15 protein-coding genes are annotated in these 20,013 nt (G+C 63.2%); 5 read left to right on the top strand and 10 right to left on the bottom strand.

What is annotated here, in order from left to right:
- Positions 1-34: 34 nt before the first annotated feature.
- The 4 genes from R2N11_RS17660 (at position 35) to R2N11_RS17645 (ending at position 4,581) form a co-directional block, all read left to right on the top strand.
- Positions 35-1,054, top strand: a complete 1,020-nt coding sequence (locus R2N11_RS17660) for a porin (protein WP_316681814.1) — start codon at positions 35-37, stop codon at positions 1,052-1,054.
- A gap of 240 nt (positions 1,055-1,294) precedes the next feature.
- Positions 1,295-2,335 (top strand): porin, encoded by a 1,041-nt coding sequence (locus R2N11_RS17655; RefSeq protein WP_316681813.1) that lies wholly within the window; start codon positions 1,295-1,297, stop codon positions 2,333-2,335.
- 27 nt (positions 2,336-2,362) lie between these two features.
- Entirely contained in the window at positions 2,363-4,177 is a 1,815-nt protein-coding gene (locus R2N11_RS17650; protein ID WP_199031543.1) for an LVIVD repeat-containing protein, read from the top strand.
- A 74-nt stretch (positions 4,178-4,251) separates the two neighbouring features.
- Positions 4,252-4,581: a c-type cytochrome gene (locus R2N11_RS17645; RefSeq protein WP_316681811.1), complete on the top strand. Its 330-nt coding sequence runs from the start codon at positions 4,252-4,254 to the stop codon at positions 4,579-4,581.
- Here R2N11_RS17645 and R2N11_RS17640 read toward each other — a convergent pair whose 3' ends face one another.
- From R2N11_RS17640 to R2N11_RS17620, 5 genes are all read right to left on the bottom strand, one after another.
- Positions 4,582-5,142, bottom strand: coding sequence for a DNA-3-methyladenine glycosylase I (locus R2N11_RS17640; RefSeq protein ID WP_316681810.1), 561 nt, complete (start codon positions 5,140-5,142; stop codon positions 4,582-4,584).
- 16 nt (positions 5,143-5,158) lie between these two features.
- Positions 5,159-6,130 carry a magnesium and cobalt transport protein CorA gene (locus R2N11_RS17635; RefSeq protein WP_316681809.1) on the bottom strand — a complete coding sequence of 324 codons (972 nt, stop codon included), beginning with the start codon at positions 6,128-6,130 and terminating at the stop codon, positions 5,159-5,161.
- Between the two features lie 29 nt (positions 6,131-6,159).
- Positions 6,160-6,645, bottom strand: coding sequence for a MarR family winged helix-turn-helix transcriptional regulator (locus R2N11_RS17630; protein ID WP_199031539.1), 486 nt, complete (start codon positions 6,643-6,645; stop codon positions 6,160-6,162).
- A 70-nt stretch (positions 6,646-6,715) separates the two neighbouring features.
- A complete protein-coding gene (locus tag R2N11_RS17625; protein ID WP_316681808.1) occupies positions 6,716-8,308 on the bottom strand; it encodes an MFS transporter in 1,593 nt (530 codons plus the stop codon).
- 727 nt (positions 8,309-9,035) lie between these two features.
- Positions 9,036-9,998: an SDR family NAD(P)-dependent oxidoreductase gene (locus R2N11_RS17620; protein ID WP_316681807.1), complete on the bottom strand. Its 963-nt coding sequence runs from the start codon at positions 9,996-9,998 to the stop codon at positions 9,036-9,038.
- A 127-nt stretch (positions 9,999-10,125) separates the two neighbouring features.
- Between R2N11_RS17620 and R2N11_RS17615 the strand changes: the two genes are divergently transcribed.
- The gene (locus tag R2N11_RS17615) at positions 10,126-10,752 is read left to right on the top strand and encodes a TetR/AcrR family transcriptional regulator (protein WP_316681806.1); all 627 of its coding nucleotides are present in this window, start codon (positions 10,126-10,128) and stop codon (positions 10,750-10,752) included.
- 799 nt (positions 10,753-11,551) lie between these two features.
- Here R2N11_RS17615 and tssJ read toward each other — a convergent pair.
- The 5 genes from tssJ to R2N11_RS17590 form a co-directional block, all read right to left on the bottom strand.
- The gene (gene tssJ, locus R2N11_RS17610; protein ID WP_316681805.1) at positions 11,552-12,136 is read right to left on the bottom strand and encodes a type VI secretion system lipoprotein TssJ; all 585 of its coding nucleotides are present in this window, start codon (positions 12,134-12,136) and stop codon (positions 11,552-11,554) included.
- Between the two features lie 12 nt (positions 12,137-12,148).
- A complete protein-coding gene (gene tssG, locus R2N11_RS17605) occupies positions 12,149-13,102 on the bottom strand; it encodes a type VI secretion system baseplate subunit TssG (protein WP_316681804.1) in 954 nt (317 codons plus the stop codon).
- A 74-nt stretch (positions 13,103-13,176) separates the two neighbouring features.
- Entirely contained in the window at positions 13,177-14,976 is a 1,800-nt protein-coding gene (gene tssF, locus R2N11_RS17600) for a type VI secretion system baseplate subunit TssF (RefSeq protein WP_316681803.1), read from the bottom strand.
- A 13-nt stretch (positions 14,977-14,989) separates the two neighbouring features.
- Positions 14,990-16,546 (bottom strand): type VI secretion system protein TssA, encoded by a 1,557-nt coding sequence (tssA, locus tag R2N11_RS17595; RefSeq protein ID WP_316681802.1) that lies wholly within the window; start codon positions 16,544-16,546, stop codon positions 14,990-14,992.
- The gene (locus R2N11_RS17590; RefSeq protein ID WP_316681801.1) at positions 16,546-19,911 is read right to left on the bottom strand and encodes an ImcF-related family protein; all 3,366 of its coding nucleotides are present in this window, start codon (positions 19,909-19,911) and stop codon (positions 16,546-16,548) included. The genes tssA and R2N11_RS17590 overlap by 1 nt, the downstream gene beginning before the upstream one ends.
- Positions 19,912-20,013 lie beyond the last annotated feature (102 nt).

Genomic DNA, 20,013 nt, shown 5'->3' with positions numbered 1-20,013 from the left:
GCCTTCCTACCCACTCCCAACCCGGGGGATCTTCATGCACGTTCGCTCGTTGCCGACGCTGGCCCTTTGCGTGGCCAGCCTGTCGGTGTCGCACTGCGCCTGGGCGCAGACCTCTGTCACGCTATACGGCTTGGTGGGGCTCGATATGGCGAGTTCCAAACGCAGCGGTGGGCCGCCTGCCACGCTGATGCAGCAGGCCCCCGGGCTGACTGCACCCTACTGGGGCATCAAGACCACCGAAGACCTGAGCGGCGGCACCCGCGCCGTCGCCGTGTTGGAGAGCTTCTTCCAGCCAGACACCGGCGGCACGGGCCGCACATCGGCCGATCCGTTCTGGGGCCGCAACAGCTACGTCGGCCTGGAAGGCGACTTCGGCAAGCTGACCTTTGGACGGCATACCAACCTGATGTATCTCGGCGAACAAGCCGTCAACCCGTTCCAGGCGTCGATCCTGTTCTCGCCGCTGGTGATGCAGACGTTCGTCGCCTCATACGGCGGCGCCATTGCGGGCGATACGGTCTGGAACGACGGCATTCAGTACAGCAGCCCCACCCTGAACGGTCTGAAGGCCACCGCCGTGTATGCGCCAGGCGGCATGGCGGGGGCATCTGGCGTTTACAACGCGGCCGCGTCGTTGCATTACACGGCGGGCCCATTTACCGCCGTCGCAACCGTGCAACGCAACCGTGTCGTTGCAGGGGCGGCGGCGCCCAGCCAAGACGCCTACCTTGCCGGGGCAACCTATGACTTTGCCTGGCTGAAGCTGTATGGCGCAGTACAGGGCACACGCACAAATACAACAGGCATTGGTTCGCACACCTACCAGCTTGGGCTTTCCGTGCCGCTGACCGCACAGCTGTCGCTGCTGGGGGAATGGGCGTACACGCGCCGCACTGCGCCACGCAACGTCGCCAGCGCCCGCAATACCGGCGCGGCGGGGCTCGATTACGCCCTCTCCAAGCGCACGGATGTTTATGTGGTCACGGTCTACGACCGCCAGAGCGGTAATGGCTCAGCCATGACCTATGCCATCGGTATCCGGCACCTGTTCTGACGCGCCATGGCTATTCGGGTCAACCCGCTATAACCAAACCGTCGTTTTGTATAAAAAAATAGTGCTCTTAATTCAAATACTTCTCTACGTATAATTTTTTGCGTCTGTGTATACACAACGACGTAGAGACAGATAGGAAGGGCCGTTCAGCCCGGCCATGCGAGCGAAGAGCAGGCAGCACGATCTGCCGCTGCGTGTGCCGCCCTCCCTGCAGTAAATACACAAAAACTCGGAGACCCAATGAAAAGGAACCTCATCGCCACCGGCGCCCTGCTGTGCGTGTGCGCCTCTGCGCAGGCTGACTCGCGTGTCTGGCTGTCTGGCTACGTCGATCTGAACATCTCGCACCTCATCTCTTCCGGCAACGGCACCGTGACGCGCATGTCCAGCGGCGGGCTGAACAACTCGCGCTTCAACATCAGCGGTGTGGAGGATCTGGGCGACGGCAACCGTGCCGTATTCACGATCGAGCCGATGTTCACGGCCGACGACGGCAAGCAGGCCACGCAGTTCCGCCAATCCTTCGTGGGTCTCAGGAGCGACACGTATGGGGAAATCACGCTCGGCCGCCAGTTCACGCCGTCGTACTGGATTGCCGGCTATGCCGACCCGAGCTGGGCGGCCGACTTCAGCATGGTCAACAACATGGAGTTCTTCTACGCGTCGTACCGCGTGGACAACGCCATCCAGTACAAGACGCCCACCTTCTATAACTTCACCGGTCGCGTCATGTATGCCACCGGGGCCGAAGACACCACGCGCGCCGGGCGCTTCCTGAGCACGAGCCTGGAGTACCGCAACGGCCCGATCTTCCTGGGTGCCGTGAGCGAACTGCAATACACGCGCGATATCTTCAACAGCTCGCGCATCAACTCGTCGCGCGACAACTATTTCTCGGCCGTCTACAAGATCGGCGGCTTCGAGCCCACGGCCATCTTCCACACGTACAACGGCTACTACGCTTACCCGCCGTACGTTGCATTCAGCTCGCGTGGCTGGGATGCGCAGCTCGGCGCGCGCTGGAACATCGACGGCCGCAACCGCCTCTACGCAAGCGCCGTGTACCGTCACGACGACAACAACACGAAGGTCTCCAACGCTGTGGGCTTCGTCGCTGGTTACATCTACGGATTGTCCAAGCGCACGGACCTGTACGCGACCGTCGCGCACATCAAGCTGAAGAACAACGTGTCGATTCCATACCCGGTGACGTGGCAGGCCTACCCCAACGCTGGCCAAAGCCCGACCGGCTTCCAGATTGGCATCCGCCACGCATTCTGATCCGTCTTCATTCCAAGGAGGAACCCCATGCTTCGCTCGCGACATCCGCGTCTGAAAACCGCCCTGACCCAGGGCGCGACGCTCGCGTTCATTCTCGCCACGGCATCGTCGATGGCGACGGCATCCGGCCCGGCCCCCACGGGCGAGGCGGCAGCCAGCCAGGCACCCGCGGCAGCACCTTCGGGCACGCCCGGCACACCCAACGTCAAAGACCCGTACCTGGCCGGCTGGCTGCGCCTGACGCCCGACCGCAAACCCGTGCCGCTCAAGGCCGGTGTCGACTACGGCATGGACCCGGCCACCGGCAAGTTCATCTGGCCGAAGGCCACGCCCGAAGTGCATGAGGGCAAGCGTTTTCCCGGTGAGATGACCTCGTGGGACAAGAAGAGCTACGCCAAGAACGTCAAGGTGATCGCGTTCTATCCGGGCGTCGATTCGCCCTTCCATGCGTGGAACAACATCGCCGACTTCCAGGGCCGCCGCTACCTGTACATCCACGACCGCGACTACCTGCGCATCATGGACGTGACGGACCCGGCCAACGGCAAGGTCGTGTTCTCCAAGGGCGGCGTGTGGGGCCCGAAGGGTTCGACCGAAAAATACGATCCGAACACCGTGCAGGACTACCTGGGCGGCGCCACCATTGCGTGGAGCAAGAAGCTCGGCAAACCGGTGCTCGTCGCCTCGTTCGAGATCGGCCGCTATGGCCTGATGACCGAGAAGATCGATCAGCCGGACAAGGTGGCCGCCCAGCGCAACTACAACTCGCTCAAGGGCTTCAAGGTATTCGAGATGGACGGCCCGCTGCCGGACCAGTGGAAGCTGATCGCCACCCGTACCACCGACTACCAGCACCCCGATGCGCCGATCGGCCAGCAGCAGGGCTCGGGCTCGCTGGATGCGCCTGAGTATTACGGCGGCAAGTACATGATCCTGTCTTCCGCGCCGGACGACAGTTATGCGCTGACCGAGTACCCGAACTATCTGTACTCGCCGGGCTACCAGGTGTGGGACATGTCCGACCCGGCTGATCCGAAGTTCGTCTCGCAGATTGCCGTGCCGGGTCAGATCCTGGGCAACCCCGAGCACGAGCAGGCCTACCTGATGAACCCGCGCGCCGGCAACCGCACGTCGTGGATGGGCTCGCGCAACCCGATCTTCCTGCCCAAGCCGCTGGAAGCCGGCGGCAAGATCGGCTTTGGTGCAATGGGCGGTCTGGGCATCTATTCGTTTGACCTGTCCGACCCGGCCAAGCCGAAGGTGCTGAGCAACGCGAACACGCCGCCGAGCTTTGCCGGCACGGAATACGACAACGCCGACGTGAGCCAGTACGCGCGCACCGGCTACGTGTTCACCAACGGCTACCCGATGAACCGCGATTGCTACGAGCCCTACAAGGACATCTTCGTGGTCGACGCGCGTGATCCGAAGCACCTGAAGATCGCCACCAAGCTGCCGGAGCCGGAGATTCCGCCGGGTGCGCCGTTCACCAGCTTCTGCCAGCGCGGCGGCAACTACGGCCCGAAGCGTGCCAACGCCATCGGCCAGCCGGGTGGCTGGAAGCAAGGCATCGTGCCGTACTCGTTCTACAACGCGGGCGTGCAGATCTACGACGTGAAAGACCCGGCGCATCCGTCCATTGCCGGCTACTTCATCCCCGCGCTGGCTGACGAAACGCAACTGCCGTCGTACACGCTGGGCAAGGGTGTGTTTGCGATCTACACCGAGTACGACCGCAACATCATCTGGGCCTTTACGGAAGATGGTGCCTACGCCCTGTCGACACCGCTGCTGGGTGAGCCTGTGATGGGCGCACCTGCCAAAGCCTGGCCGCATCGCTGATCCGCATGTAGCCAAACCGGCGCCCGACTGCGCAGTCTTGCAGCGGGCGCCCGCACCAGAACCGAAGCAGAACCATGACGTTGATGAAATCGGCAGTGCTCTCCCTATTGGCGGCGTTGTCCGGCATGCTGGTTGTGTCCGGACACGCCGCGTCTTCTTCCAGCGAAGAGACCTGCCGCGCGTGCCACACGATGGACACGACCAAAGTTGGCCCGCCGTTCCGCTCGATTGCCGAGCGCTATAAAAACGATCCGGACGCCATTGCCAAGCTCAAGCAGAGCATGCTGAAAGGCAGCAGCGGCAAATGGGGCGCAGGCACCATGCCGCCCAACTCGATCACCCCGGAAGAAGCCGACCGGTTCGCGCATTGGGTCATGCAGCTCAAACCGGTTGCTGCCAAGTAGTTACTTGGCCTTGCCAGCGCGAAAGCAACCGGCTTCGTGGTCATCGACCATGCCGGTGGCCTGCATGAAGGCGTAGCAGATGGTGGGGCCGACAAACTTGAAGCCGCGCTTGACCAGCGCTTTGCTCATCGCCTTGGAGGCATCGGTGGCGGCGGGGGCATCGCGGTAGCTGTCCCAGCGGTTGACGATGGTTTTGCCATCGACGAACGCCCACAGAAACGCATCGAGCGAACCCAATTCTTCCTGCAACTCCAGCACTTTACGTGCGTTGATGACGGCGCCTTCCACCTTGGCGCGATTGCGCACAATGCCGGGGTCGGCCAGCAGCTGTTCAATGCGGGCCGGCGTGAAACGCGCCACGCGTGCCGCATCAAACCCCTCGAACACCTCTTGGTAGCGGGCCCGCTTGCGCAAAATGGTCTGCCATGAAAGCCCGGCCTGCGCCCCCTCCAGAATGAGCATCTCGTAGAGATGGCGGTCATCGTGCGAGGGCACACCCCACTCGGTATCGTGGTACTCGATCATCAGCGGGTCTTCGTTGACCCAGCAGCAGCGCGCCATCCCGTCTCTCCTAGACCTAGATCCAACCCGACTTGCGCAGCTTGCGATACAGCCACATGCAAGCGGTGGCCGTGCACGCCAGCACGATGGGATACCCAGCCGGATGCTCCAACTCCGGCATGCGCTTGAAGTTCATGCCGTAGTTGCTGAACACCACGGTCGGAATGGCAAGAATAGCGCCCCACCCTGCCAGGCGCTTCACGATATCGTTTTGCGTGACGGATACCAGCGCCACATTCACGGAGATGGCCGTGGTCAGCATTTCGCGAATCACGTCGAGCGCGCCCACCACGCGGTGTGCATGGTCGGCAATATCGCGGAAGTACGCACGCAGCTCCTTGGGCACCACGTCTTCGTGCAGACGCACGAGCTGGCCGGCAATGTCCTCCACCGGCAGGGCTGCGCCGCGCAGGCGCAAGAGCTGACGCTTGAGCGTGTAGAGCCGCTCGATGGCCGCACGGTCAAACGTGTCGCCAAAGATCTGGCTTTCGATGTGCTCGAACTCCTCCTGCATGCGCTCAAGCACGGGCTGGTAGTTGTCGACCACGAAGTCCATCACCGCATACAACGCAAACGGTGCACCCTTAGCCAGCAGTTGCGGCGTGCGCTCGCAACGCTCGCGCACGGGCGAATAGGAGGCGGACGGCCCGTGCCGCACAGAGACGAGAAAGTCCTTGCCGACAAACACGTGCGTCTCGCCAAAAACGACGTTGCCGTCTTCCATCTGGGCGGTGTTCAGCACGATGAAGAGCGTGTCGCCATACACCTCCAGCTTGGGGCGCTGGTGGGCGTTGCGTGCATCTTCAATGGCCAGGTCGTGCAGGGCAAATTCTTCCTGCAATTGGTTGAGCATGGCGTTGTCCGGCTCATGCAGGCCAAGCCAGACAAAGGAGCCAGGGGTGTGCAGGACGTCGCTGATGTCTTCGACCGAGAGGTCGCGTTCGCGCTTGCCGTTGCGGTACAGCGCGCTATTGATCACCATGGGCATGGCGTGTCTCCGGGCGCATTCCAAACGCGTTAGCGTTCTTCGGGCTGATCGGCGTTCTTGGTGTCTGCCTCGCTGGACAGCATCGGCACCTCGGCAAGGCGCGTTTCGATCTGCGCCAGCGCTTCGGACAGCGCGTGGACGAGATCATCGGGCAGCCCATCCAGCGTGGCATTGATGAAGGCGATACGGCGCGGCATGCATTCGAGCACGACGGCCAGGCCGGCATCGGAGAGCGACACGTTGGTCAAGCGGTTGTCGCGTGCGTCGGTGGTGCGCTCGATCCAGCCGAGCTGGTCGAGCACCTTGAGCTGGCGGGTGAGCGCACCGGGATCCATCTGCAGACGCTCGGCAAGCTGCTTCTGGGCGAGGCCGCCGCCCGTCTGGTCGTGCAACGCCAGCAGAATGCGCCAACGCGGCATGGGCTGGCCGACATGGGCCTCGAAGGCAGCCATGAATGCACGGTAGGTGCGGCCAAACTGGTGCATGACGGCGAAGCGTTCGCGTTCAGAGGTCATCGATCAGGCATGAAATTGCAGGAATGCGCGCATCGTAACCGCTAAGTGGCACGAACTGGGCACAAACACCTTATTCCGTGTGTTGTACGGGCTCCACGTGATGCAGCACCACCGGCGGCACACGGCGCACACGCCACAGGCCAATGGCTGCCACGACTGTTGCGGCGATCAGGCCAATATGGATCGCCCCCACCAGCACGTGCCGGGCCGCTTCGAGCAGCACGGCGCCATCGTGGCCCGCGGCGTGCATCTGCGTGAGCAAAGCGGTTTGCGCGTCGTGGTCGATCAGGATTTCCGGGTCAGCAAGCTTGTGCAGCCATTGGGTTGCGTTGTCTGCGCGCAGGGCGTCGCCCACGCCGGAGGCATAGCGCTCGCTGACCATCGTGCCGACCAGCGCCGTGCCCACCATGCCGCCCACCATGCGCAGTGACTGCAGCAGCGCCGTGGCAATGCCCAGGTGCGCGCGGCCAGCCGTCTGCTGGGCAAACACGGTCAGGTTGGGCAGCACGAAACCAAGCCCCAGGCCAGCCAGCAACATCAACCCGGCCAGCGCCACATGCGGCATTGCCCTGGACGACGCCGCCATGCCGGCCAGCGCCAGCGTGAACAGCACAAACCCGGCATACAGCATGGCGTTCGGATTAGGGATGCGCGTAACGATGCGCCCATTGATGATGCTCCCCAGCGTGATACACACCACCAGCGGCGTGATGACCAGCCCCGCCTCCTGCGGCGACATGCCGAAACCACCCTGGAACAGCAGCGGCGCATAGAACAGCACCGCAAACATGGAGAAGCCAGACAGCATGGCCAATACAAACAGCGTGGCCAGCGCCGGATTACGCAGCATGTCGAACGGCAGCAGCGGTTGTTCGGCGCGCTGCTCCCACCACCACAAGCCCACGAACGCCGCTACCGACAGCACCAGCCAGCCCACCAACGGTAGCGACAGGCCCTGGCGCGGCAGCAATTCCACAAAGAACTGCAGCGCCCCCAGCGCTGCCGTAATCAACACCGCGCCCTGCCAGTCCAGGCGAATGCGCCCGGTGTGCACGTTCTGGCGCAGGTGCGGCAAAAATCGCCACGCAAACCATAAGCTCAGCACACCAAACGGAATGTTCACGTAGAACACCGAGCGCCAGCCGAACGCCTGCGTCATCCAGCCGCCCAGCGTCGGGCCGATGGCGTTGGCGATACCGAACGAGGCACTCAGCATCACCTGCCAGCGCAAACGTACGCGCGCATCGGGAAACAGGTCGGGAATGCACGCGTAAGCCGTACCGACCAGCATGCCGCCGCCAATGCCCTGCAGCGCGCGCGACCACACCAGAAAGCTCATGCTGCCCGCCATGCCGCACATGATGGAGGCCAGCGTGAACACCACGATGGATGCAATCACAAACGGCTTGCGGCCGTAGAAGTCTCCCAGCCGGCCAAAGATCGGCACCGTCACCACGGAGGTCAGGAGATACGACGTTGCCACCCACGCATACAGTTCAAAGCCCTTGAGCTCCGCCACCACCGTCGGAAGTGCCGTACCGACCACAGTCTGGTCCAGCGCCACCAGCACGACAACAAAGCAGATGCCGATCATCGCCAGCAGCGACTCTTTGAACGGCAAGACTTGGGTATGGGAATGCGGTAGCGCAGTGTGGACGGCCATGATGGGGAGATCGACAAGACAAATGATACATCAATGATTGATGCGTCAATTATTAGTGTAACGGAATCTCGTGGGGCTTGCTGGTACTGATCCGTAAAAATAAAGTCTGTCGAAGCGTCTTACCGAGCACACCATTAAACGCGTCCACGCAGTGCTGCCAATCACAGCCCGTGTTCCGGGCGTCACGCCGATTTTTCCGCGAGCATGGATGAGGGGTTGCGTCGACCACCAGCTCGTCGACTAGGCAAGTCGTGGAAATCATGCCTAGTGTCGAGATTCACTCAACTCCGAACTCTGCGGAGTGCCTGCCTGACTGCACGGTCAAAAATCGCTTTTCCCTCAATAAGTTAGCGGAACTGAACATGGTGGAGACTCGGCGCGAAAGGGGTCCACAATTCGCAACGACCGAAGTTCACGCGAAGCCGAGCCGCTCCCTAGAGGCCACAAAAAAGCTCAATAAGTCACAAAATAGTTTTACTTTCCGAGTGGCGAGCCGATGTTGCCATCTCGTCTGTATTCCTGGAGGGATGCCAGTGTCTGCACTTGGCCGGGATGGCCCTATCTACATCACGTGGCAAGCCGGGCTGCTAGTTCCAGAGCTTCCAGAATGGCTTACGCGGCGGCCGGGCTACGCACGCCAATTGTCAATGAATCTAGTGGTGCCTTCGAGTGGCTGCTTGTGGCCGAAAGCGGACAACTAGCGGCGAGCGTCAGGACGGCTGGTCTCCTAATGCAAGTTGACGACAGAGAGGTTGACGCCAGAGACGTTCACGATGGCCTGCCACGCGGCTTCTTGAAAAGCGCCATCGTGCAGGTGTGGGTGGCGTTGCGCCTCAATTGGGCCTGAGAACTTCCCTTCAGCCGAGGCGAAGAATTGCCCCGAGACTTCGGTTCCGAACTCCGACGCCTGGAGGTACCGACGGGCCGCTGTCTCCGGCGTCTGATTCATGCCGGGAATGAGGTTCGCGATTGGGATAAATAAATACTTCACGGCCAAGCTAGCTTGTCGCGAAACCTTAGTAGAGGTCGCCGCACCGGGCGAGACAGCGTACACGGCCATGTCGGAAGGCAGCCGACGCGCCAGTGCCGCAGCCCACCAGGCAACGATGAGCTTCGCGTCGGCATACGCATTGTTGGGCACATACTTCACGTTCGGCCCATTGCGCAGCAGGGCTTCCATCGCAGCGGTCAGGTCGCCTCCGTGGTATTTGGCCGCGAGTGCGTCCACGTCGGTGTACTTGAACATGGGTACGCCCCCTCGGGCAGGTTCCGCGCTGGCAATCACAATCCGTGCGTTGGGGCTCAGCAGGTTGGCGCGGAGCAATCCGACCGTCAATTGATGGTGGCCGATGAGCGGGGCCTGAGAAGCCTCGACGCCCGCCGCAGTGATCACCCGCTGCTTACCTGGGACCATCCCGGCATTGAGCAGCAGGAAATCGATCGGCCGACCTCCCTTGACAAGCGCGGCGAGGGCGGACTGAACGCTGGCGGGCGTGTTCAGATCCAGCTCCAGCGGCGTGAAGATCTGTCTTTTGGTCTCCGCCGCAAGCTGTGCGGCCGCTTCCCGGGTTCGAGCCAGGCTGCGCCCCGTGATGATGATCTCGCGCCAGCCCTCTCCAGCAAGAAGGCGGGCTGCAGCATGACCGAGCCCGGAGGTGGTGCCGGTTACGAGAGCGATCGAATGTTCCAAGGGCGTCTCCGTGGTAGACGGTTAAGGTCGAGCCGTGTGGTCCCGCGAGGCTGGAGCCAACTTGTCAATTTAGAACTGTTCGGTTATATATTCATGCAAGAACAGGTGTCAAGGAGTTTTAAACTAAATGGTTCAAAATACGCCTGCGCCGCGTGGACGGCCCCGCAGCTTCGACGAGATAGAGGCGCTGGAAAAGGCAACTCAGGTGTTCTGGTCGAAAGGCTATGATGGCGTCACGATTGACGACCTTGTCGCGGGGATGGGCGTGGGACGGCCGAGCCTGTATGCCGTCTTCGGCGACAAGCGGGCGATATTCTTGCGCGTCCTTAAGGCGTATGCGGAAAGGAAGGGCGCAAAAGCCGCGAAGGCGCTGCTCTCGCCGGAGAGTCTTCGCGACTCTATCGCAGGCTTTTTGAGGTTCGCCGTCGAGAGTGCGACCGAGAAAGGGTCCGCCCGGGGCTGCCTTATGGTGTGCGTCGCTCCGCTTGTAAACGACGCTGAGGTTCAGCGGTTTCTGCAGAGCGCCGTTGCGGGTGGCACGGCGCTAGTGGAGCGCCGTTTCCGGGACGGGATCAGTGCGGGAGAAATCGCATCTGACTTCCCCGTAGTCGCGCGCGCAACGCAAGTCACGGATTTTGCTCGTGGGCTGACAATGCGTGCGCAGATAGGCATGCCGCGCAAGACGCTCCTGAAAGATGCTGACGAAGCGGCCGACTTAGTGCTCTTGCCGCGGCGTGAAAACGCTGGGCCATAAAGTTGACGCCGACGTTAAGGGGTCGTTGCGGGGCAGTAGACTATGGTAGTTGCCGCTCCGCGCGCCCCTCCAACCCGATCAATCGTTTCCCTCTTCGGATAGGATGGGCAACCTTGATTTGGAAATCGAAGCCCGGAGCAACTGCCGCGTCGTACACCTCCATCTGCCGTACTACGGTCTTATTCGGGCCGACCTCAAAGTCCCAGTCGGAAGCTCCCTAACAGGCAAATCCGTCACCTCGATCTTCGTCCAACGTCGGTTGTAGTGGCGCATGCTCGTGTCCGATGAGACTTCTAGGGTTCCGTGCAACGGACTCCGAGCGGCCCTTCTTAACGGGCCTTTGTTGGCCGGGTTGAGGTACCGCCGGCAATTCGCTCGCCGGAAACCGGCCATTCAGCGAGGGCGGACGAGATCTTGGCTATTCAGACCAGATGGCGGCGTTGACCGGCGGCTCGTGGCCGAAAGCTGCCAGTCAGGACCTTTCTGATGCTCATGGTGGCGACGAACAATCAGAATGTACGAGATACGCCCTCCCCCTCCCGTCCCGGCAAAGGCCTGTCACGCCTAGCCTCGACAGACTATTGCTAAATTTCCCACGGACCACAGAGCCAAACTGAGGGGGCCCGACAGACTTGTCGCTTTTTTTGGCACACCAACTCTTTTAAAATCAATGAGTTAAAAACATCCCCTCCGACAGACTTTATTTTTACGGATCAGCTGACAGCCGTAATACCGAGTTGAACCAATACCAACACAAACTTGTGGATGCTTCTGCCGGGCGAAGCGGCATTGCGTGCCCTTAGGTCTGTGGGCCTGATTCTGGCTGATCCGTGTTCGGCACACTCTGCACCGGCGCCGTCCGCTGCACAGGCTCAGGCTTGGCCCCCACAGGCTGCAAGGTATTGCCCATCACCAGCACCTGCACCGGGTCGGTCTTCTTCCACTGCTTCTTCGGAATCACCAACTTCCAGGTCGAGTCCTTGCCCGCGTCCCGGAAGAACGCCACCACGCCGACGAACTCGGCATCCTCATTCATGGGTTCGCTCACGCTGGCGCTGGCGTTGGGGCGCAGCACCACGTCCTTGGTTGCCAGCAGGTCGGCTTTCAATTCTTGGAGGTCGCTCGATTGCAGTTGCACATAGTCCAGCGTATCGAAGGTCTTGGTGTCCTTGAGCTGGTAGATGCGCACCACCGTGGACAGCGGTTGCCCGGCCCCGTTGGGGTTCAGGCTTGCGCGGCTGGTCAGATCCAGGTTCATGGTCTTGACCTGGGTGGTAAAGGCCCATTTGGCGGCGTCGACGGTGCCGTCTTTGACGGACTGCGCTATGCCGCAGCCTGCGAGGGTGGCGGCGGCCAGCATGACCAACAGCGTGTGTGTCTTCATCGTATTCATCATTCAGTGTGCGGCGCCGCCCCAGGTGCCGAGTTGGACGCGGATGGGGGTGAGTTCGGGGGCCTGTTCGGCCTTGGCTTTGGGCAGCAACGTGGTGTACCCCAGGCTCACGTGTTTCGAGTTCAAAGCCGGCTGCGGCATCAGATCGGGACGCACGTCCATTTCCAAGTGCGCCTGGGCTTCGTAGCCGAGGTAGTAGCGCAGCAGCGCCATGAGCTTGGCGTGGATGGGCTGTCCGGGCATGAGGCCGATCACGGATTCGCGCGTTTGCGGTGCGATGCGCACGTGCACGGCGTTGCTGCGGTCGGTAAAGCCACGGCCGAGCAAACAGTTCTCGCCCAGGGGCATGGGCTCGAAGTCAGTCACCTGGATCCACACGGGGTGGAATTCGGTGACGGTGATGGTGGCGTCCGGCACGGCGTGTTGGAGCATCCCGGCGAGTCCCTCTGCGGTGCGGGTGCGCTGGCCGGTCAAGCCGAGCGTGGCGAGCAAGGTGCGTGTATCGACCTCCTGCCGGATCTCGGGTGTGCCGATGCCTAAGCCGGTGAGGCTCAGCAGGTAGCTGGAGACCTTGTCGCTGGCGTCTTTGCGGAAGCCGGCCGGATAGCGGTATTTGCGCCAGATGCGGTAGGTCTGCGTGACGATGCGGTGGTGGAACAGGTCAAGGAAGGCGGCCAGGGGTTCGGCGCCGTCACGGTTCTGCGCGACTTCGTCGATGAAGTACGACGGCATGCGCGCATCCACGCCGTACAGGCCGAGGAAGGTGGTGCGTACGGCGGGCGGTGCGTCGGGGGCGTCCGGGTCGAACTCGACGGCGTCGATTTCTCGATTGGGGAAGCCGAGTTTGGGGCGCGAGCGGAAGCGGATGGGTTCGTGCTTTGGGGTGTCTTCTGCGCCAAGCGGCGGCTGCGCGGGTGCGGACAGTTCGATCAGCTCGCACAGGCGGAAGAAGTTCATCCGCGGCGCGTTGGCCAGCAGGGTGGGCAGCAGCGTTGGCTCTCCGCTCAGTTGTGATGCTTTCTCCGGGGCGTTCAAAACGGTGCGCCCTCCCCTTTGGTGTCGGGCCAAGTGATGCGCTGGCCGGTCGGCTGCACGATGAGGGTCAACCGGGTGTACAGGTTGAGCGTGGCGTACAGGCCAAGGAAGCGATTGAGCATCGCGCCAAACAGTTGGATGTCACCGTCGCCCGCAAACTGGCCGGCATCGAGCGTGACCTCGATTTCCACGCCGCGCTGCAAGCCGCCTTTGACGAGCTTTTGCAGGGGGCGGTGTTGCACGTCGGTGATGGCGTCGATGCGGCGTTTGTTCAGTTCGCCGTCGGTCCAGTCGTACAACGCCAGGCTGCCGCGCAGGATTTCTGCGTCGAGCAACGAGAGGTAGTTGGGTGCGAGGTGCGAGAGCACGCGCCAGTGGAAGCGGTCGCCCGTGGGCGGGTAGACGGGCAACGTGGGCGCGGTGAGGTTGCGCACCGATTCGACGTTGGTGAAGCCGCTGCGCATACGCTGGATGCTGGCTTCGCGCAGGTTCTTGCGTGGCAGCATGCCGTTGGTACCGGTCACCGACAGGGACAGCGTTTCTTGCGGCAACGTGTTCTGGTGCTCCCAGGCGTGGCCGCCCAGGATGACCCAGGTGTCGAACCGCCCGGATGGCCCGCGCTGCACACGGGTGTGGAAATAGCGCTCGGGCATGTCGTGTCGCAGCATGCCACCCCGGTGGCGGAACGCGGCAAACGGGACGTATTCAAAGCGGCTGCCGGTGCCGGAGGTGAAGCCTTGCACGGTGTCCACGGAATACACGTCGACGTGCTCGCCGTATTGCTCCATGGCGTTCACGCGGTATTCGGTTTCGAACTGGGTGGCGGTGATGGGGTCAGCGTCCACCTGGAACAGGTTGATGATGGGCGTGCAGAACAAGCGCACGTTCTCGGCCGAGAAGCGCATGTCGTCGGGGTACGGTTTGTCGAGCACGACTTCGACGTCGATGTAATCCGCATGGTGCGGCACGGCTTGCAGGTCCAGGCCCACCAGGTCGACGAATATGAACTTCTCAGGGAAGGTGAAGTATTCAAGCAGGAGCTGGTAGCCGCCGAAGGCGTTGTCGGCCTTGGGCCAGAGGCGCTCGTCGGGGCCAAAGCCGGCGGGCTCCAGATGCAGGCCGGGCATGGTTTGCGGGGCGCCGGGGCGGTCTTCCGGGTGGCCGGGAATGCGCACCCGCATGGCCAACGGCTTGGCGGTGAGCGCGGCGTACAAGGCCAGCGCAACGGGCCGATCCGCATTCAGATACAGGCGCAGGCGTGGCACGCTGAGCTGGTCGCGCCGTGCCTGCTCCTGAATCGCCAGCCGCAGGCGAATGACGGAGCGGCCGTCTTCGCGGGTGGTAGCGCTGGCCTCGGACAGGCGTAGCGGATACAGGTCAACCGCTTGCGTGGTGCGGTAGACGCATTCGATCCGGTCTTCGCCAATCGGGTCGGACATGACTTCCAGCCCGGCGGGCAGCGTTTCCTGCCGTTGCAGTGCGCCGCCCGAGGGTTTCACCTCCAGGATGGAGAGCGACGGGATCATGCGCAGGTAGTGTGGCCAGAGCATGCTGACGATGCCTTCGGTCAACTCGGGCAATTCGTCGTCGAGCTTGTGCCGCAGGCGGCCCATCAGGAAGGCGAAGCCTTCGAACAGGCGCTCGACGTGCGGGTCGCGCTCGCCAATGCGGTCGATGCCGAGCATACGGGCGCGGTCTGGATAGGCCCGCGCGAACTCGCGGCCAGATTCGCGCAGGTAGCGCATCTCGGCTTCGTAGTAGCGCAGGATGTCGTTGTCTTGGGTGGGGGTGCGCATGGGTCGCAGGGTCTTAGGAGAGCGAGATGGCGCGAGCCGGGTCGATGGCGGTCAACTCGCCGGTCAGCACATCGATGCGCGCAGCGAGTGTGGGCTTGTCGGCATCCTTGCGGTTGATGCGGACCTTAAGCAGGCGCAGCAGGTGGAGCTTGGTCTCAAACGCGAGCGTGGGCTCCCAGGTGCCGAGCTGGTAGCGCTGTGCGGCGGCATCGAGGGTGGTGAGCAGGTGCAATGCGACGTCGGGCTTGTCGGCGCGTTCGGCGACGCGGGCCATCACGAGTTGGCGCACGAAACGCTCTCGCTCGCCGTCTTGCGCGGGCAGGCGTTGCAGCCACGCGAAGGCGGCTTCGGTGCCTTGCTGGTGGGCCATTTCGGTGGCTTGCGTTTCGGTTTCGGCCCAGTCGGTGCCCGCGGTGTCGATGGCGATGGGGGCGACGGCATCGCCCCGCTCCATGTCGTGCACGGTGGCGTGGCGGGCGATCCATTCGCGGGTGGTGTCGTCGGCAAACGGGGAGCCGTCGGCAAACGATAGGTGTTCCAGGCCGGGCAGGCGTTCGAGCATGAGTGCGCAATCGGTGGTGACGAGATCGCGCACTTGGGCGTATTCACCGCCGGCCTGCTCTTGCGCTTTGAAGGCGTAGTACTGCAGGTCGAGCCAGAAGTGGTTGGCGCCCTCTGCGAAGGCGGCTTCGACGCGTTCGAGCAATTCGGGCCATTGCTTTTGCAGGATGAGGCGTTGCAGGTGGGCGCGTAGTTCTGAGCGCGGTCCTGGCAGGCGGGTTTTGCCGCTGATATCGTGCGGAGGGGCTTCGGTGAGGGTGTCCCAGCGGACGCAGCGCATCAGGCGGTAAGACGCGAGGTAGCCGTGCGGTTGTTCGCGCAGGAATTGCGCCATCTGGCGGGCACGATCCAATAGGTCGCGGGTGGAGGCGACTTCGTTGGCGGCGGGCAGGCTGGCGGGTTGGGCGGCGGGGGCGTTTTCTGACGGCTGGGGGGCGTCGACTTTGTCTTCGAAGCGGCGCAGCAGTGGGCCGAGATCGGGGCGTGCGGCTTCGGGCCAGGTTTCGGTGCGCTCGGTGATGAGGGCGAGCGCGGACAGGGTGCGCTCGAGTAGCACGTCGTCCAAGCCCTGCACGCGGTCGAGCCGGTTGGCGAAGGTGGTGCCGGCAAGCCATTCGAGCGCGGCGCGGCGTGTTTCGGCCCGGGCCGGCAACAGGGTCTCGCCGAAGCGGTCGACCAGCGCGGAGAGCAATTCCAGCCCGGAGGCCACCCCTTCTGCGCCGTCGCGGCGCATGCGGCCGTAGACGCAGTAGGCGGCGATGCGCACGTCTTTGGCGCTGTGCTTGAGCAGGCGCTCGGTGGTGGTGACGATCAGGTCGTCGTCGATGTCCGAGAGCTTGGCGACTTCGTCTTTGATGGCGAGGAAGTCGTCGTCGTAGGCGGGGTCGGTGCCCACCGGAGCGGCGTCGCTGATGGGGCGCAGCCAGTCGTCCCAGCGGCCTTGGGTGGAACGGGCGAGATCGGACGGCGTGCGGGTGCCGAATAGCGATTGGAAGAGATTGGCGAACATCAATTCTGGCTCCGTGCGTTGCGGCCGGTCAGGAAGATGCGCTGGGGCAAGGTGAAGCCCCGCAGCGCCAGCAACTCCAGTGGGCCACTGCCAACTTCGGTGCGCATCAGGTAGCGGATCGGATACGTCATCGCTTGCGGCGCGGGCGTGTGGGCTTCCTTGTCGACTTGCGCGTCATCGTCTTGCGGTTTGCTGGCTGGTGCATCGGGCGTGGCCTGCCACGTCAGTTGCAAGGTGGCGTTGTCGATCGGTTCCACCTTGGCGCGCTCCAACATGCGGATCAAGCCCCAGCGTCCGCTGAACTCCAGGCTCTTGTTGGTGCCAGCCTGTTCGGTCTGCCATTGCAGGCGGGTGCCGAGGGTCTGCGGGTTGGTGGCGGGCCAGTTCAGGGCGTGCCAGGTTTCGCGCTGGTTGTAGTAGTGCAGGCTCTGGCCGTCGAGGGTGAATTTGGTGTCGGTCAGGCCCGGGGTGGGCACGGGCTGGAAGTCGAAGCGGTATTGCGGCTCACCCTGCACCAGCATGTGCGCGGCGATGCGTTGCAAGGTGTTGATGGCTTTGAGGAAGGCGGGGTCGAAGGCGAGGCTGTCGCCACCCGCGGCGGTGCCGAAGGCACGGCCCGCAGGGACCCAGCGGTCGCCTTGCAATTCGAGCACGCCTGCCAATTGGGTGCTGAGGAAGGCGCTGATCAGGCCGCCTTGCGGGCGCAGGAATCTTGCGAGTTCAGGTAATGAAGCGTCGTTGTCGGTGCTGGCAAAGGGGTAGCGCCCGGCGAAGGATTTGTTCCAGGTGGCGACGATGGTCTGGCCCCAGGCGTCGTTCAGGCTGGCTTGGGCGGGTTGCAGCACGGTTTGCGTGGCTTGGGCGACCGGGCGCACGAACAGGGCTTCGCCCATGCCGGCCCATTGGGCGCCGAGGCTGGCGGCCACTTGTTGGGCGTAGTCCTGGATGTCGGCCAGATCTGAACCTTTGCCTTGGAACAGGGCGAGCGCGACTTGTTTGGCTTGGGTATCGGCGTTGGGGCTGTTGCTGATCTGTTGCAGCTTCAGGCGCAAGGCGGTGACGCGGGCGAGGTAGCGTTGCAGGCTGAGGTCGCTGTCGGCAGAGGGGGCATTGTTTGCGCCCTCCCCTTGGGCGACGAGGCGCAGGACGGGGCCGAAGGCGGGGCCCAGGGGGCCAGCCGGGTCAACCGTTCTCTGTGCTTGCGGGTCCTCGTTCTTCTTGCCGAAGACGTTTTGCGCTTTGGCGACCAGGGTGTCGGAGAGCGTTGCCTTGGGGGCGCCGGCTTTGCCTTGGTATTCCAATGCCTTCATCAGCGCGATGACGGGCGATTGGCGGGCGTCAGCCATCGGTTTGAGCTGCTCGATGGCGGCCGGCATGGTGGGCGCGGATTCCCACTGGAGGCTGTTCATGAAGGCTTGCCAGTGGTCGGCGTAGTCGGCGAAGTAGCGGGCGGTGAGTTCGGCTTTGAGGGCATCGCCGGTGAGGCCTTGTTCGGGCTCGCTGCTGGTGTGGGTGTTGAGTACCCAGTCGGTGGCGGCGGCGCTGCGTTCGGCGACTTTGTCGATGTCGGATTGAATGCTGCCTTCGTACGCCTGGCGGGTGAAGACACCGGGAATGGTGGCGCCGGTGCGCAGCAGGCCGCGCGGGTCGGTGCCAGCCGTCAAGGTCGCCAGGGTCTGGTCGGGGTATTTGTTGCCGACGGCATCCAGGAGGCTTTGGTAGACGGTGTCTTCGGAGTTTTTAACAACGATGACGGCGAGCAGGGTCTGGCGGGCTTCGTTCACCAAGTCTTGCTGCGGCTGGACGCGCCAGGCTTCGTGGACCTTGAGGTGCTGGGCGTAGAAGCTGAGCAGGCGTTCGGACAGGTCGAGTTTGGCGCCGGGGCTCAGGTTGGCGCTGGTGCGCCAGTGGCGAGTGAGCTGGGGCGTGAGGAAGGCGGCGTCAGCCCGGCTGGGCTCGGCGAGCATGAGGTAGGCCTTGAGGGCGTGGTGGCCTTCAAGCGCGAGCTGGTTGGTGGTGTCGTCGAGCTGGTCGGTGGGCATTTGCGCGAGATCCACCAGTTCCGCTTCGATGTTGTGCGCGATGGGGGCGATTAGCAGGCGGTCGGCGGCTTGGCCGTAGGGTTGCCACAGGGCGGCGAGTGTGGCGCGGTCTTGGTTGAGGCCGAAGCGGGTCCAGAACGGCGCGTGTGTGCTAATGCGGTGTTCGTAGAGTTCGATGCGGTGTTGGACACCCAGCAGTGCGCGCAGGCTGGCGGCGGTGTCTGGGGTGGCCTTCAAGTCCTGAAGCGCGACGTTGGTGAGGTGGACTTCGCGAGCGTTGGTGGCGGCGGAGATCAGCAGGCCGGCGGTCCAGGTGCCGACGATCAACAACATCACGGTGCTGAACACGGTGACGGGGTGGAAGCCGACGCGGCAGCCTCGGGCACGCTGCGCTAGCTGGCCGAGGTGGTGCCAGAGGGGCAAGTCGGCTTGAGTGTCGTCTTTATCCGTCGTCTGCGGGTACGGCGCGAAGAAAGCGCCGCCGATCGGCTGGTGGCTGCGTTGTTTGCCAGACAGGCTGGCGATCCAGGCGGCGAGCGGTGCGATGCGGTCGTCGAGGCGTTGGGAGAGCTTGGCGGTGTAGGTGTCCTGGCGCTTGGTGTCAGCGATGATTTGCGCGATGCCGCGCTCGCTGAGTTGGTCGCGCAAGGTCATCAGCGCGTTGGCGATGGCGGTGGCGTCTGCGCGACCGCTCTTGCTGTCAAATTCGCAGCCGATGAGGGGGGTGGCGCCTTCATGCGCGGGGGCGGTTTCGGCGACATCGAGCGCATAAACAGGCGCGGACCACTTGAGCACCTCGGCGAAGCGGCTGAGGTTGAGGCTGTCGGTGCTGACACCGCGACGTTGGGCGGCGAGTTGGGCGGTGCCGTCTTGCACCACGATCACGGCATCAATCGGACGGCGGCGACGGAGTTTGCGCAGTTGTTGGAGCCATGCGGCGTCGGGCTGGCCGCCCTCGCCTGCGTTGTTCCAGAGCAGGATGGCTTCGCCTGTGTTGAGCCAGCCGGGTTCCTGTATGGCGGGGAGCAGGCGGGCGACGGTGCTGGCGTCGCCTGTGAGGAGGAGCCAGGGGTGGCGGTAGCGCCAGCGCCAGCCGTGGGTGGTGCGCAGGATTTCACGCAACGCACGGAATCGTCCCTCGGTAACCTGGCGGCTCTGAGCGGGATTTGTCGGGTTGTCGGCCCCGGTCCCCGACTTGAAATGCCTGGCCACAAACTGGGTGGCCTTCAACGTCGACATCCACAGAATAATGCCTTGCAAGGGCATCAGGAATATCAACCCCAGCAGGAAACCTACTAGCAGACTGAGCTCGATGATGGTCAACCACTCGACTGACCATCCACGCTCAACCCGCAGCACCCATGCGGTGACGGCCAACGCAACGTAGAGGATAAACAAGGCGATGCCAAGAAAGACACCTGCCGA

The organism is Ralstonia flaminis (assembly GCF_958415495.1).
Classification (GTDB): Bacteria; Pseudomonadota; Gammaproteobacteria; order Burkholderiales; family Burkholderiaceae; genus Ralstonia; species Ralstonia flaminis.
Note: the sequence above shows the minus strand (reverse complement) of the source record. Positions and strands in the feature narration are given on the sequence as shown.

Bases quoted from the DNA above. Each gene is read 5' to 3' on its own strand.
- R2N11_RS17660 (WP_316681814.1), top strand. From the start codon at position 35: ATGCACGTTCGCTCGTTGCCGACGCTGGCCCTTTGCGTGGCCAGCCTG.
- R2N11_RS17655 (WP_316681813.1), top strand. From the start codon at position 1,295: ATGAAAAGGAACCTCATCGCCACCGGCGCCCTGCTGTGCGTGTGCGCC.
- R2N11_RS17650 (WP_199031543.1), top strand. From the start codon at position 2,363: ATGCTTCGCTCGCGACATCCGCGTCTGAAAACCGCCCTGACCCAGGGC.
- R2N11_RS17645 (WP_316681811.1), top strand. From the start codon at position 4,252: ATGACGTTGATGAAATCGGCAGTGCTCTCCCTATTGGCGGCGTTGTCC.
- R2N11_RS17640 (WP_316681810.1), bottom strand. From the start codon at position 5,142: ATGGCGCGCTGCTGCTGGGTCAACGAAGACCCGCTGATGATCGAGTAC.
- R2N11_RS17635 (WP_316681809.1), bottom strand. From the start codon at position 6,130: ATGCCCATGGTGATCAATAGCGCGCTGTACCGCAACGGCAAGCGCGAA.
- R2N11_RS17630 (WP_199031539.1), bottom strand. From the start codon at position 6,645: ATGACCTCTGAACGCGAACGCTTCGCCGTCATGCACCAGTTTGGCCGC.
- R2N11_RS17625 (WP_316681808.1), bottom strand. From the start codon at position 8,308: ATGGCCGTCCACACTGCGCTACCGCATTCCCATACCCAAGTCTTGCCG.
- R2N11_RS17615 (WP_316681806.1), top strand. From the start codon at position 10,126: ATGGTTCAAAATACGCCTGCGCCGCGTGGACGGCCCCGCAGCTTCGAC.
- tssJ (WP_316681805.1), bottom strand. From the start codon at position 12,136: ATGAAGACACACACGCTGTTGGTCATGCTGGCCGCCGCCACCCTCGCA.
- tssG (WP_316681804.1), bottom strand. From the start codon at position 13,102: ATGAACTTCTTCCGCCTGTGCGAGCTGATCGAACTGTCCGCACCCGCG.
- tssF (WP_316681803.1), bottom strand. From the start codon at position 14,976: ATGCGCACCCCCACCCAAGACAACGACATCCTGCGCTACTACGAAGCC.
- tssA (WP_316681802.1), bottom strand. From the start codon at position 16,546: ATGTTCGCCAATCTCTTCCAATCGCTATTCGGCACCCGCACGCCGTCC.